This window comes from Legionella fallonii LLAP-10 (assembly GCF_000953135.1).
GTDB lineage: Bacteria > Pseudomonadota > Gammaproteobacteria > Legionellales > Legionellaceae > Legionella > Legionella fallonii.
In genome coordinates this window covers 1,937,004-1,950,954 of sequence record NZ_LN614827.1, presented here as the reverse complement: position 1 = coordinate 1,950,954, position 13,951 = coordinate 1,937,004, and the positions used below count along the sequence as shown (strand labels likewise).

Sequence of the window (13,951 nt, the reverse complement as noted above, 5' to 3'; positions counted from 1 at the left end):
ATCCCAACAGAAAGTGTTCCATTATATAGCGATCATGTTAAAAATGAAGTGCTTCTATGGTGGTCTTTGCATTATTTTATTAGAGAGCGTGAGGCGGGTCTCAAGAAAATTAGAGTCCTTCTTGCGCTAGAACTGTTTTACAGTAGAATGATGAACAATTATTAATAATTAAATAGAGTGTGTTATCTATGCTACAACAGTATAAAACGCAGGGCGGAGTTCATGTTGAATCGTCTCAAGAGTCTTTAGATTATCATCAAGGTATCAAGTTTCTTATCGAGAGTATTGATTCTCAAAGGGGCGCTATTTTTGCTTCTAGTTTTGAATATCCAGGCCGTTATACCTGTTGGGACTTAGGATTTTATAATCCGCCATTAGCTATTATTTGCAAACAAGATCTCATTAGCTTAGAGGCTTTAAATCAGCGCGGAGAAGTATTGTTAGCGTTTATTTATCCATTGTTAGCTAGCCAAAATAATCTAGAGCTATTGCTCCATACTAATGTGTTATGCCAGGTTAAAATGAAGCCCTCTCAACAGGTCTTTAGCGAGGAGGAGAGGAGTCAGCAGCCTTCAGTATTTAGTATTATTCGATTATTGCTTGCCTTTTTTAAATCAGAGGAAGACTCTCACTTAGGTTTGTATGGAGCCTTTGGCTTCGATCTAATTTATCAATTTGAACAGTTAGAACAGTGCAAAGAACGAGATCCGAAACAACGAGATATGGTTCTTTACCTACCTGATGAAATTTTTATTGTCAATCACCGTAAGGAAGAAGCTTACGTTAGACGCTATGATTTTCAGTACCAAGGAAAGTCGACTCAATCATTGGCAAGAGAAGGAGTTTATTTACCTTATCAAGCAATAAATCAGCCAGATAAAAGTGGCGATCATGAGTTAGGTGAATATGCCAATGTGGTTAATAAGGCCAAAGAACGTTTTGCTTGTGGTGATTTATTTGAAGTAGTGCCCAGCCAAACATTTTATAGTCATTATACAGAGCAGCCTTCTGCATTATTTAGCAAAATGCGCCGCATTAATCCTTCACCCTATGGCTTTTTTATTAATTTAGGTAATGAAGAGTATTTAATTGGTGCGTCGCCTGAAATGTATGTGCGAGTTCAAGGAAAAAGGGTAGAAACTTGCCCTATTTCAGGCACAATTAAGCGTGGTGACGATGCCATTGAAGATGCTTTAAATATTCAGGCCTTACTTGACTCTCCTAAAGAAGAGTCTGAATTGACTATGTGTACTGATGTTGATCGCAACGATAAGTCGAGAATTTGTGAGGCAGGCAGTGTTAAGGTAATAGGTCGACGTCAAATTGAGATGTATTCTCGATTGATTCATACTGTCGACCATGTGGAAGGTATTTTGCGAGATGGTTTTGACTCTGTAGATGCTTTTTTAACTCATATGTGGGTGGTTACTGTGACTGGGGCTCCTAAGCTCTGGGCCATGAATTTTATAGAGCAACATGAAAAGTCACCACGCAAATGGTATGCAGGAGCAGTGGGATGGTTTGGTTTCGATGGCAATTTGAATACGGGATTGGTGCTTAGAACCGTACGTATTGAAAAGGGCGTGGCTGAACTTCGTGTCGGAGCCACTTTGCTTTATGATTCCATTCCTGAGGCAGAAGAGCAAGAGACACGTCTCAAAGCATCTGCTTTTTTAGATATGTTGCAGAATGTGGAAATAAAAAACAAAAAAGAAACCGAAAGCTTGCCTTTAACGGGCAAAGGAAAACGTGTTTTGCTTATCGATCACCAAGATTCCTTTGTGCATACTTTGGCAAATTATATTCGTCAGACAGGAGCGGAAGTTAGCACTATACGTTTTGATAAGGCATTAAGTTATTTAAAAGAAAGCCATTATGATTTAGTCGTATTATCTCCCGGCCCAGGAAAACCCAGTGATTTTAAATTATCAGAAGCTATAGATGAAATTATCAATCGAGGTATCCCTTTATTTGGCGTATGTTTAGGACTCCAAGGTATTGTTGAGTATTTTGGTGGGGTGCTTGATGTGCTTAATTATCCAATGCATGGAAAAGCTTCAATAATGAAGATATCCGATTCAGATGGTCTTTTTTCCGGTTTGGGTGAAACATTTAGAGCGGGTCGATATCATTCGCTTTATGCCAGGTTAAAAACGGTTCCTAAAGAATTAACCGTTACGGCGATGAGTGAGGATGGTATTGTTATGGCAGTCTCTCATCAAAATTTACCAATACATGCTGTTCAGTTTCATCCCGAAACTATTTTGTCTTTACCGAATCAAGCCGGAATGAAAATCATCACCAATTTGATGGGAATGATAAAATGAGAAGTAAAACTCTGAAGTTGTACATTATTTCTGTATTTCTCGGGGTACTCACAGGTTTAATTGCTTCATTATTTCAGATAGCAATATTAAAGCTTAATGGAGGATTGTCTTTCTTATATGCCTTTGTCGATCAGCATAATTGGCCGACTGGTTTGTTGTCAGCTGTTATTTCTATGCTTATGGTTTTTATTGCCTGGTTTTCGGTGCAGTATATAGCACCTGAAGCGTCGGGAAGTGGCGTGCCTGAAATTGAAGGAACTTTATTACACGTGCGGCCTATCTTTTGGCGGCGGTTAATCCCAGTTAAATTTTTTTCAGGAATTTTATCTATATCTGCCAAAATGGTCGTGGGTAGGGAAGGACCTACTATACAAATGGGCGGTAATTTAGGCGCAATGTTGGGGGAGTTATTTAAACTGACCAGACATCGATGTGATACACTAATAGCGGCAGGTTCGGCAGCTGGTTTGGCCGCAGCATTTAATGCTCCATTAGCAGGGGTATTATTCGTTATGGAAGAAATGCGCAATCAGTTTAATTACTCATTTACCAATTTTAAAATGGTAGTGATTACTTGTGTGATGGCTACTATAACGCTCAATATTTGTATCGGTGCTCAGCCAGCTATTCAAATGCAACTGTTTGATTTACCCAGCTTAAGTTCACTTTGGTTGTTTCTTGTTTTTGGTATCATTGTAGGTTTTGTTGGGCTTGCATTTAATATAGGGTTAATGTGGACGTTGAGGCAATTAGATAAATTTAGCTCAAAGTTTAAATTATTCTACGTATTGCTAGTAGGATTATTGGTAGGGTATCTGGCACGATTATATCCGCCGACCGTTGGCGGCGGTTATGAAATTATTAATCAGGCGCTCAGCTTATCACCCAGTATTAGCATTTTATTTCTCTTACTCGTTATTCGCTTTTTTACTACATTGATGTGTTATTCAACAAGTGTTCCTGGGGGAATATTTGCTCCTATGTTGGCTTTAGGTACACTACTGGGCCTTGCCGCATTTCATCTATTTCATTGGATGACTCTGGATATGTCCATTCAACCAGGAATGTTTGCTATTGCAGGAATGGGGGCTTTATTTGCCGCTACAGTTCGCTCACCGATTACAGGGGTAATTTTAGTTGTTGAAATGACTCAAAATTATTCATTGATTTTACCTCTGATGATTACCTGTATTACGTCTACTACCGTGGTGCAATTAGCGAATAATAAACCTATATACACTCAATTATTGGAGCGGACTTTGAGATTAGAAAAGAAATCTTTGGTACAAGATTGATTGCTTATAATGCGAATGTTGATCCAATGTCAGTTAGTAAACGCAAGATTGGTCAAAATGACTCGAGCTATAATTATGCTATAGAAGATTGAAGAAGTATTAACAGCTTAGTTATTTCCTCAACAATTTCTTGACATGCTTTCTTGAATTGCTCAGGACTCCATAGAGTTTGCTCATTCAATGTTCCATTATTGATACATTCTATTTGGCAGGCTAAAGCAATTAATAAATGACAAAATTTAATTGTTCTAAATCGTGTTATTGCTTGTAACAAGGTGAGGTGTTTTGTTGTTGAACCAGTAATATCATCTCCGAATTGTCCCTCCAAGCCATTGAATTTATTTTTAAACCAATCCTCTAACGGTTGGCCGGTCATAATAAAACTATGGGACATTTGAAAACCGCCTAAAACTCGGGTATCTAGGTATTGCTGAATGTCGACACACTTGGTATTTCTTTTAATGTATTCCAGTGCTTCAGCAAATAGAGAGGTACATTTAAAAGTTCTGACCTGAATCGTAGCACGTAGTTCAATGAGTGTTTTGAGATGATTTTGATTGCTTATCGCGTCTTTTTTCGCCGCTCGTATTTCTCTATCAATTCGAGTGATGATTGTTTTTAATCGTGTGGAATTATTAGTTTCATCGATGCTGAGTATCTTCAATTGGGGGATGAGTTGTTTGCAGAAAGAGGGGGCTGTTCTATTGGTTAATAGATCTAAAAGAATTTTATTAAATAACTCTTGATCTATCGCATCGTAAAGCGCGGTTGCTTTTATATACAGATTCGCATGTTCTTCCTCTAGATGTTCTTCAAGCATTTTAAGCAACAGGGCATCAGTTTGTTTTTTATTAGATGGCTCTACCATGCCACCACCGGGCAGTAAGTAAAAACCAAAACGCTTTACAAAGCGGTATCTGCCTTGAGAATCAACGGATATTCTATCAACTGCTTCATTATGAAGCTTAGCACCCATTTGAATTTGGATAGGGTATAACTGATTTTTGGGAGGGGTATTAATGTTTAGTTCTCTTAAATGAAATAAATGAGTCTTACCATTGGCTTGCAGATATGCTTCTTGAGCTTCGCGAAATAATTGCCAAATACGAAGAGGTATTTCCTTTATTGAGCATTTTAGCCGCATTTGTGGTGTTATTGGGTGAAATTCAAAGTAATTGTTTAGTTCGGTAAATTCACCAGACATAGGCATTCGAGCAAAATCAATTAAAATATCAAAATATTCCTGGTGCTCCATTCTGCGTAAGGCATCAGCATAATTAATCAGGGTCGCTGCTTCGCATAATGTCTTATATTTTTTAATTAGTTCTTTATTTGGTGCTCCATCCGGAGATAGATTACGTATAGCAGAGATAATATTTAATAGTATCTTATTACGCTCTGTTATTGCTCCATTTTTGTAAGTAAGAAGTTGTTCTCCTAATAGAGAAAAGCTAAGAGGTTGGTCGGTTCCTTGGCTCGACAAATGTTCTCTTTTGGACATGATTACTCTCTCCTTCCCCCCTTAACCTGACGACTATGAGCTTTAGGCTCGACCTATTCTATCGTCACTTAAATATGAACCACAATTTTGCCAAAGAGCTCTCCTGACAGCATATACTCCTGAGCTTGTTCCATTTCTTCGAATTGATACTCTCTATCAATAATAGGAGTTATTTTTTTATCCGCGAGAATATTAAACCAATACTCATGAGCCAATTTCCAGAGCCTGCTTTTTTCTTCTAAGTTTTGCGGCCTAAGAACAAATCCTATAACCTGCAATCTTTTATGCATAAGTAAGGCTAGATCACACTCACCTGTACGTCCTTTAAGACAAGCAATTTGGATTAATTTACCTTGATGTTTAAGGAGACCAATGTGTCTATTAAAATAATCGCCACCAACAAAATCAAGGATCAAATCAACACTGTCTTTCTCTATTAAATCCTCGAAATTATTGGTTCTGTATTCTATGACTTGATCTGCACCTAGGGCATATGCTTTGTCTATTTTGTTTTCATTACCAACTGTGGTAATAACGGTTGCTTTAATATGTTTTGCCATTTGTATCGCTAAAGAAGCAATACCACTTCCTGCTCCATGGATTAGTAGGGTTTGTCCGGCTTGAAGATGGCCGAGATCGAAAATAGTGGCATACACTGTAGTTAGCGATTCTGGTAATGCTGCAGCAAGAGAATAATTCCAATTATCAGGAATGAGATGAGCGAGGGAGGCCTCAACAGAACAAAACTCTGCATAAGCACCGCTACCGACTAGGCCGTATACTTTATCTCCTGGTTTAAATTGTTTTACGTGGTTGCCAACAGCTACAACCTCTCCAGCGATTTCAAGACCCGGCACATTGGACTCCCCTTTAGGTGGTGGATATTTTCCTTGACGTTGCATTAAATCAGCGCGGTTTAGTGCCGTTGCTTTGACGCGTACTAGGATTTGCGTTTCAGTGTAATTGGGTGGGGGGCCTTCAACGATCTCTAAATGGCTTTGTACGCCTGGATTATTTATGTGTATATAACGCAAAATGTATCTCTCCTAATTATTATAATTACTCTTCTACGTTGTGGGATGCTTCCTTTCTCCAGCGCTTCCAATTAGCCTTAAGTTTTAGTTGATATGACATAACCCCACGTGTCACGGCTTTTCCTCGGCATTCAGGAGGAGATGGGGCCTCACCTTGAACTTACTTGATACCGCGGACAAGTCACGGCACGTAGGCTCTTGGTTGTCAACTAAAACTTAATAAAGGTTCATTGGAAGTTCCTGCCTCTGGATGACAATAATGCTTAAGAGGATAAAGAACACCCAACACAACCTGAAATTATACTTATTTATACTACATTAACGTTTATAGCGCTCGCATAATTATGATAAATCGCTATATAATCATCGTTTGAAGATAGTCTCGGTTGGCTAATGGCTAAATTTAATCATCAAAACCTTTATGCTTGGCTCTTTATAGCTCCACAACTCCTTATCACTATAGTTTTTTTTATTTGGCCTGCTTGCAGCGCGCTAAGACAGTCGTTTTTTTATGCAGATTCATTTGGATTGCATCAATATTTTGCCGGGCTGACTAATTTTTTTGATTTGTTTGCTGATCCTGCTTATGCAAAGGCAGTTTGGGTGACCTTTGTTATTGCCATTAGTGTTACTTTTCTTACTATGAGCATGGGACTCATGATGGCGTCTTTGGTAAGCAATAGAACCAAAAGCCAAACTATTTATAAATCATTATTAATTTGGCCTTATGCTATAGCTCCAGCTGTAGCAGCTATTTTGTGGCGTTTTTTGTGCCATCCAACTCTAGGTTGGTTAACTCAATTATTACATTCTTTAGGTATTCATTTTGATTATGTGAATAATGCAAAGCAAGCGATGTTGGTAATTATTTTAACAGCAAGTTGGCAACAGTTTAGTTATAATTTTTTATTTTATTTTGCTGCACTTAAAGCAGTACCTCAAAGTCTAGTTGATGCTGCGATTATGGATGGTGCTTCGTCCTGGAAACGATTTTGGCAAATTATTATGCCTTTATTATCACCTACGTCGTTTTTTCTCTTAATTATGAATTTAATTTATGGTTTTTTTGATACCTTCGGTATTATTCAAGTGATGACTCATGGTGGGCCAGGCAATAGCACTACTAATTTAATTTATAAAGTTTATGAAGATGGTTTTGTCGGAATGGATATAGGTAGTTCATCGGCACAATCAGTTTTATTAATGATAATAGTAGGAGTGATCTCCTTGTTACAATTTCGATATCTTGAAAAAAAGGTTCATTACGAATGAAACTATTAAATCGTTTGATATCTCATATTTTTTTAGTGTTATTTATTTTATTCATGATATTGCCCCTATATCTAGCTGTCGTGGCCGCAAGTAATGAAGGTGCAGCCATGATGCAATCGCAACTTCCTTTGTTCCCTGGACCTTCATTTTTTAAAAATATACACACCGTGTTAACCAAAGGATTATCGGTTACTGGTGGAGAGCCACTTACTTCTATGTTATTAAATAGTTTTGTGATGGCTGTTGCTATTGCTTTAGGTAAAATTATTCTTGCTTTAGGCTCTGCTTTTGCTATTGTCTATTTTGATTTTCCCTTTAAAAAAACATGTTTTGCATTAATATTTGCTACTATGATGTTGCCTGTTGAAGTAAGAATCGTTCCTACCTTTCAAGTCGTCGCTTCATTCGGCTTATTGAATTCATTTTCCGGATTAACCTTACCCTTATTAGCTTCAGCCACTGGGACTTTTTTATTTCGTCAATTTTTTAAGACTATTCCTACAGAATTAGTTGATGCAGCAAAATTAGATGGTGCAGGGCCAATCCGCTTTTTTTTCGATATAGTGTTACCTTTATCTAAAACTCAGATTTCTGCTTTATTTGTTATTCTGTTTGTTTATGGGTGGAATCAGTACTTATGGCCTTTAGTGATTACTACGGAAACTAAAATGGCAACTGTGGTCATGGGGATTCGTTATTTAGCTGGCGTAGCAGATCAAGTTCCTGAGTGGCATTATATTATGACTGTTGCATTAATCGCATTAATCCCTCCATGCATGGTGGTGATGCTGATGCAACGATGGTTTGAGAAAGGGTTAAAATAAACATGGCGACTGTTGATTTAATAGACGTTTCAAAACATATTGGTTCGACTACCGTTCTGAACAAAGTCAATGTCAGTATTAAAAAGGGTGAGTTCATGGTCGTTGTTGGCCCCTCCGGTTGCGGTAAATCTAGTTTGCTACGTCTTATTGCGGGGTTAGATGAAATAAGCTCAGGAACAATTCAGATTAATAATCAGTCGGTTAACAAAGTGCCCGCAGCAAAGAGAGATATGGCCATGGTCTTTCAGAGCTATGCTCTTTATCCTCATATGACCGTCTTTGATAATATGGCTTATGCATTGAAAATGAGACGTTTTAATAAAAAGGATATTCATCAGAGAGTAACTAATGCCGCTAAATTATTGCAATTAACTCCTTATTTAGACAGAAAACCGCAAGCACTTTCAGGGGGACAGAAACAAAGAGTAGCTATGGGTAGGGCAATAGTGCGCTCACCGTCAGTTTTTTTATTTGATGAGCCTTTGTCTAATTTGGATGCGAAATTACGAACAGAAATGCGTCATGAAATTAAAAGATTACATCAGCAATTGAATACAACCAGCGTCTATGTAACACATGATCAAACAGAGGCCATGACCATGGCTGAGCGTGTTTTAGTATTGAATCAAGGCGTTGTAGAGCAAATTGGGACGCCTCAGGATTTATATCAAAATCCAGAAACACTCTTTGTTGCGGGATTCACTGGACATTATCCAATTAATTTTATTTCAGCTACATTTGATAAGAGGACGAATAGCGTTCACTCTAATTTAGGCATTGAATATGTTGCTCCATATTGGACTGAAACTGTAGAGGATAATGCTCATTTAATTTTGGCTATTAGACCAGAGCATATTCAATTGTGTCCATCAAAACAAACTCAAAGTATTGCGCTTCATGTTGAGTTTGTTGATGATATGGGGGCTGATAAACTGATTCAGGCTAAATGCATTAAGAGTGATATACCTCTTAGTTTACGTATTTCAGCAGATCATTCTTTTGCAAATGAGACAATACATGTTGTACTGCCTAAATTAAAATTACATGTATTTCATCCCACAACAGGGAAACGTATTGGAGAATGGAGTGAGTAATAAAACAAAAAGTAAGTTAAAACCGATTGATGCGCCTGTCTATAGTTATTGGAAGGCACTGTATATGTCTTTTTACTCAACACGCTTGTATGTAGACGTAGGCAAGCGTTGGCGAGGCATAGGGTTGCTTTATTTGCTCTTATGTGTGGCTATTTTTTCAATTCCATTTTCTATAAGGGTGGCTATTAATTTAAATCAATCGTTTAATGAGCAAATTATTGAGCCATTGCTATTATTGCCCACTATTTATGTACAAAATGGGGAAATATCATTTGATAGGCCGATGCCTTATTTTGTAAAAAATAAAAAAAACCAAGTGGTTTTAGCGGTTGATAATACAGGAAAAGTAGCTAAATTTAGCCCAGAATATCCTTATATGAATATTCTTATCACTAAAAACACGGTTTACTTTAGAATTCCAACTCCTGAGTTATTTGCCTCGGCTACGCCGGATATAAATTCTGGAGTACCGTTGTCTCAAACTTTTGATAAAGGATCGAACTTTGCTTTTAATGGCAAAAAGATAGTCGAAGAAAACAGTATATATGGTTTGAAATATGCCTCGTTAGCGCTAATTTATCCTGTAATAGTGGCTATGTTTTATTCCATATTTATAGTGATGTTTTTAGTTCTGGCCTTTTTAGGACAAGTTTTTTCACGTATCTTTTTTTCTTTTCAAGTTTCGTTTAAGCAATCCTGCAGATTATTTATGGTGGCCACCACTCCTATGTTATTGGCCTTAATTCTAATACTTACAGCAGATGCCATATTCCCTGGCTTTGGCTTTATTCTTGTAATCATTATCGCTATCTACTTTAGTTTGGGTGTTTCATCCCTTAAAGCTGAAAGCAAACGAATGGTGCGACAATGAGAGAGCTAATCCATTTTGCTCATGGCAATGGATTCCCTGCTTTGTGTTATAAGCAGATGTTTAATTATTTAGAGAAACAATTTGATTATTGTTATATAGATAGGATCGGTCACGATCCTAAATATCCTGTAGGTGAAAATTGGCATAATCTGATTAGAGAAGTTATTGATAGTGTTAAAAAACAAGCACATCAACCGGTTATTGCTGTTGGACATTCTTTAGGTGGTGTTTTAAGCTTATTGGCTGCAATAGAAGAACCTACGCTATTTAAAAAAGTAATTATGCTCGATTCACCACTGATTGGACCTTTTAAATCCAATATGGTGAAATTGGCCAAATCTCTTGGAATTATAGATAGGGTTACTCCAGCCCATAGAACTAAAGAAAGACGAGAGTATTGGCAGAACCGCGAGCAATTGATTAGTTATTTAAGAACTAGAGATTTATTTAAGACATTCACTGATGGATGTTTGAATGATTACATTAAGTATGGTTTAGAGTATAAAGAGGATGGTTTTTATTTGCGCTTTGATAGACATATTGAATACCAAATCTATCGTACCATTCCTCATGTTATCCCCCAATATCAAGGGAAATTGGCAATACCTGCTGCATTGATATATGGTGATAAAAGTACTGTAGTGGACAGGATGGATGTGCGTTATATGAAAAACCATTTTAATATAAAATGTTTTAAAACTAAGGGAACGCATTTATTTCCAATGGAGTACCCGGAAACTGTTGCAAAACAGATAATAGCAGTCGTAGATACACTATAATAAAATAAATATTGGATTTTAATTTAGGCTAGTAAAAATAAGGAGAAAGCAGAGTGTTACACGCTATTTTAATACTTGCGACAGTATTGGCCGCAGGGATTTTGTTAACCAGACAAGCCTCTATTTCAGTATGGGCAATTAGTTTTTCGCTTTTTACTGCCTTAGTCATGAGATACGGTACCCCGGGATTTTTTACGGAACTACTGATATGGTCTGTAGAATTTATTTTGATTTTGAGTGCTATAAAACCACTTAGAAGAAAATTGCTATCCCAATATCTATTCAAAACAGTCAGCAAAGCGATGCCTGCAATGTCGTCAACGGAGCGTGAAGCATTGGAAGCTGGTACTGTTAGTTGGGAGGGGGATTTATTTAGCGGCGCTCCCAATTTTTCGTTGCTTAGAAGCGCACCAGTAGTTCATTTAACACCAGAGGAAACAGCATTTATAGAGGGGCCCGTCAATCAACTTTGTACCATGCTTGATGATTGGGATATTACTCATAACCGAACGGATTTACCGCCAGAAGTGTGGCAGTTTATTAAAGATAACCGTTTTTTAGGTATGATTATTCCTAAACGTTATGGTGGTCTGGAGTTTTCTGCTACAGCACAGATGTCTATTTTAGTCAGAATTTATGGCCGCTGTATTACTGCCGCAACGACTATATCAGTACCTAATTCTCTAGGCCCAGGGGAGTTATTGTTAAAATACGGTACTGAAGAACAAAAAAATTATTATTTACCTCGTTTGGCCGATGGTCGCGAAATTCCATGCTTTGCTTTAACAGGGCCTAATGCGGGATCTGATGCTGCTTCAATTCCAGATGAGGGGATCGTATGTAAACAAGAATTTAATGGACAACAGGTGCTTGGCATACGCTTAAATTGGAATAAACGTTATATTACCTTATGCCCTGTAGCTACAGTAATTGGTCTTGCTTTTAGAATGTTTGACCCTGACAATTTATTAGGTAAGGGCGAGGATATTGGTATTACCTGTGCGCTTATTCCTGCGACAACCCCTGGGGTGGTCAAAGGACGTCGACATTTCCCTTTAAATAGTGGCTTTTTAAATGGTCCAACTCAGGGTAAAGATGTATTCATCCCTATGGATTATTTGATTGGTGGCGTAGAGAAGGCCGGACATGGCTGGCGTATGTTAATGGAGTGCCTCAGTGCAGGTAGAGCTATTTCTTTACCTTCAAGCGCTAATGGTGGTGCTCAAGCGGTGGCGCTAGCATCAGGCGCTTATGCTCGTATTCGCAAGCAATTTAATCAATCTATAGGTAAATTTGAAGGAATAGAAGAGCCTTTAGCGCGAATTGCGGCAAATACATACATTATTGATGCGGCTTTAACCATGGCCGCAGCAGCGATAGATCATGGCGCTAAACCTTCAGTTGCTGGTGCAATATTAAAATATCATACCACTGAACGCGCTCGTCAGATTGGATGCGATGGCATGGATATTCATGGTGGTAAAGGGATTTGTCTTGGCCCTAATAATTACATTGGTAGGGGGTATCAAGGTGCGCCGATTGGTATTACTGTAGAGGGTGCTAACATCCTGACACGTAATCTAATTATTTTTGGTCAGGGCGCCATACGTTGTCATCCTTATGTATTCAAAGAGTTAGAAAGTGTACGCAACAATGATCTAAATGAATTTGATACAGTATTCTTTGGTCATGCAGGTTTTATTATCGCAAACTTCACTAAATCTTTGATCTTTGCATGGACTGATGCATTGATGACTAAAGCGCCTGTAAGTAGTGTTAAGCGATACTACCAGCTAGTTCATAAATACAGTACTAACCTAGCTTTTCTGGCTGATTTTTCTATGGCTATACTCGGTGGTGAGCTAAAGCGTCGAGAGAAATTATCAGCTCGCTTAGGTGATATGTTAAGTTGCTTGTATTTGACTTCAGCCGTACTGAAACGATTTTATGAAGACGGTGAACCAAAAGAAGACTTACCTCTAGTTCAATGGAGTTGCCAACAGTTGTTGCATGAATGTGAAACTGCCATGCAGGGTGTTATTATTAATTTTCCTGCACGCTGGGCACGAATCGCATTACGCCTCATTCTAAAACCTTTTGGTAATAGAAGAAATAAACCAAACGATAAGCTAGGTCATAAATTAGCAAGAATTCTAATTGAGCCTAATGACGCTCGAACCCGTTTAACTCGATTGGTGTATAAGGAAGCTCTTGATAATTGTCCTTTAGGTCGATTAGAAGAAGCATTTCACAAAATTTGCGCAGTGGAAGAGTTAGAGAAAAAAGTAATGAAAGCGGTAAAAGATCATGTATTAAAATCGCTTACTTTTCTTGATCAAATTACTGAAGCATTGCATTGTGGTCTTTTAACTGAGGCGGAAGCGAAACAATTAGAAGACGCTGAACTAGCAAGACAAGCAATCATTAAGGTAGACGATTTCGCTGATGAGGAATTACGTCGTCCTTCTATGGTTGGTGATCATAAAGTTAAAGCTAAAAAGCCTGCTAAAGATGATGTAGAAACAGAGATTGTTTAATTAAATAGGGCTGAATAGGTTGGGCCACGGCTCAACCTATGTTACTACCGCCTCTCGGACATATTGCATTTCCTTTAAAATTAAAACGCTATTGACAGCACTATCCTAATCTGTTAGCTTGAAAGAATAAACATAGGTGCCATTATGCTGTCTATCCGTCAACAAAGCGTTTTTTCCTTACAGACTTATTCTGTAAGTGCTGCTTTTCGACGATGTAACTATGTTTTATCTCCCTTATTTCAATTATTCAATACTCTTAATCTATTACTTAGTCTTAGTCGCCTGGCTTAGCGGCCATATCGTTTTGTAACGCTAAGTTAGGTCTTTAAAAAATACAAAACACATTTGTTTTTTTGTAATAGCTTCAGCTATATGCTGTTTTTTACCCAATTAGTGGAATTTAATCACATATTAGGC

General features: G+C 37.8%; 10 protein-coding genes. 8 read left to right on the top strand and 2 right to left on the bottom strand.

Translation table 11 applies throughout. The features are described 5' to 3' along the window. Positions 1-188: 188 nt before the first annotated feature. Both LFA_RS07925 and clcA read left to right on the top strand, forming a co-directional pair. The gene (locus LFA_RS07925; protein WP_045095717.1) at positions 189-2,327 is read left to right on the top strand and encodes an anthranilate synthase component I; all 2,139 of its coding nucleotides are present in this window, start codon (positions 189-191) and stop codon (positions 2,325-2,327) included. After that, positions 2,324-3,622 carry a H(+)/Cl(-) exchange transporter ClcA gene (gene clcA / locus LFA_RS07920; RefSeq protein ID WP_045095716.1) on the top strand — a complete coding sequence of 433 codons (1,299 nt, stop codon included), beginning with the start codon at positions 2,324-2,326 and terminating at the stop codon, positions 3,620-3,622. The genes LFA_RS07925 and clcA overlap by 4 nt, the downstream gene beginning before the upstream one ends. A 73-nt stretch (positions 3,623-3,695) precedes the next feature. Here the strand turns inward: clcA and LFA_RS07915 are convergent, their stop codons facing one another. After that, positions 3,696-5,123, bottom strand: a complete 1,428-nt coding sequence (locus LFA_RS07915) for a hypothetical protein (protein ID WP_045095715.1) — start codon at positions 5,121-5,123, stop codon at positions 3,696-3,698. 68 nt (positions 5,124-5,191) lie between these two features. Beyond that, entirely contained in the window at positions 5,192-6,157 is a 966-nt protein-coding gene (locus LFA_RS07910) for an NAD(P)H-quinone oxidoreductase (protein ID WP_045095714.1), read from the bottom strand. A gap of 393 nt (positions 6,158-6,550) precedes the next feature. Between LFA_RS07910 and LFA_RS07905 the strand changes: the two genes are divergently transcribed. From LFA_RS07905 to LFA_RS07880, 6 genes are read left to right on the top strand one after another with little or no spacing between them, the layout of a single operon-like run. Beyond that, positions 6,551-7,429, top strand: a complete 879-nt coding sequence (locus tag LFA_RS07905; protein ID WP_045095713.1) for an ABC transporter permease subunit — start codon at positions 6,551-6,553, stop codon at positions 7,427-7,429. Continuing rightward, positions 7,426-8,253 (top strand): sn-glycerol-3-phosphate ABC transporter permease UgpE, encoded by an 828-nt coding sequence (gene ugpE, locus LFA_RS07900; RefSeq protein WP_045095712.1) that lies wholly within the window; start codon positions 7,426-7,428, stop codon positions 8,251-8,253. Before LFA_RS07905 ends, ugpE begins: the two co-directional genes overlap by 4 nt. Before the next feature lie 2 nt (positions 8,254-8,255). Then, positions 8,256-9,347 (top strand): ABC transporter ATP-binding protein, encoded by a 1,092-nt coding sequence (locus LFA_RS07895; RefSeq protein ID WP_045095711.1) that lies wholly within the window; start codon positions 8,256-8,258, stop codon positions 9,345-9,347. Next, on the top strand, positions 9,298-10,218 hold the full coding sequence (locus tag LFA_RS07890; RefSeq protein WP_045095710.1) for a DUF1189 family protein: 921 nt from the start codon (positions 9,298-9,300) through the stop codon (positions 10,216-10,218). Before LFA_RS07895 ends, LFA_RS07890 begins: the two co-directional genes overlap by 50 nt. Further along, a complete protein-coding gene (locus LFA_RS07885; RefSeq protein WP_045095709.1) occupies positions 10,215-10,997 on the top strand; it encodes an alpha/beta fold hydrolase in 783 nt (260 codons plus the stop codon). The genes LFA_RS07890 and LFA_RS07885 overlap by 4 nt, the downstream gene beginning before the upstream one ends. Positions 10,998-11,050: 53 nt before the next feature. Next, the gene (locus LFA_RS07880) at positions 11,051-13,534 is read left to right on the top strand and encodes an acyl-CoA dehydrogenase (RefSeq protein ID WP_045095708.1); all 2,484 of its coding nucleotides are present in this window, start codon (positions 11,051-11,053) and stop codon (positions 13,532-13,534) included. The last annotated feature ends 417 nt before the right edge of the window (positions 13,535-13,951 follow it).

What these genes read in the sequence shown, in the direction of transcription:
- LFA_RS07925 (WP_045095717.1), top strand. Translation starts at nt 189, where the DNA reads ATGCTACAACAGTATAAAACGCAGGGCGGAGTTCATGTTGAATCGTCT.
- clcA (WP_045095716.1), top strand. Translation starts at nt 2,324, where the DNA reads ATGAGAAGTAAAACTCTGAAGTTGTACATTATTTCTGTATTTCTCGGG.
- LFA_RS07915 (WP_045095715.1), bottom strand. Translation starts at nt 5,123, where the DNA reads ATGTCCAAAAGAGAACATTTGTCGAGCCAAGGAACCGACCAACCTCTT.
- LFA_RS07905 (WP_045095713.1), top strand. Translation starts at nt 6,551, where the DNA reads ATGGCTAAATTTAATCATCAAAACCTTTATGCTTGGCTCTTTATAGCT.
- ugpE (WP_045095712.1), top strand. Translation starts at nt 7,426, where the DNA reads ATGAAACTATTAAATCGTTTGATATCTCATATTTTTTTAGTGTTATTT.
- LFA_RS07895 (WP_045095711.1), top strand. Translation starts at nt 8,256, where the DNA reads ATGGCGACTGTTGATTTAATAGACGTTTCAAAACATATTGGTTCGACT.
- LFA_RS07890 (WP_045095710.1), top strand. Translation starts at nt 9,298, where the DNA reads ATGTATTTCATCCCACAACAGGGAAACGTATTGGAGAATGGAGTGAGT.
- LFA_RS07885 (WP_045095709.1), top strand. Translation starts at nt 10,215, where the DNA reads ATGAGAGAGCTAATCCATTTTGCTCATGGCAATGGATTCCCTGCTTTG.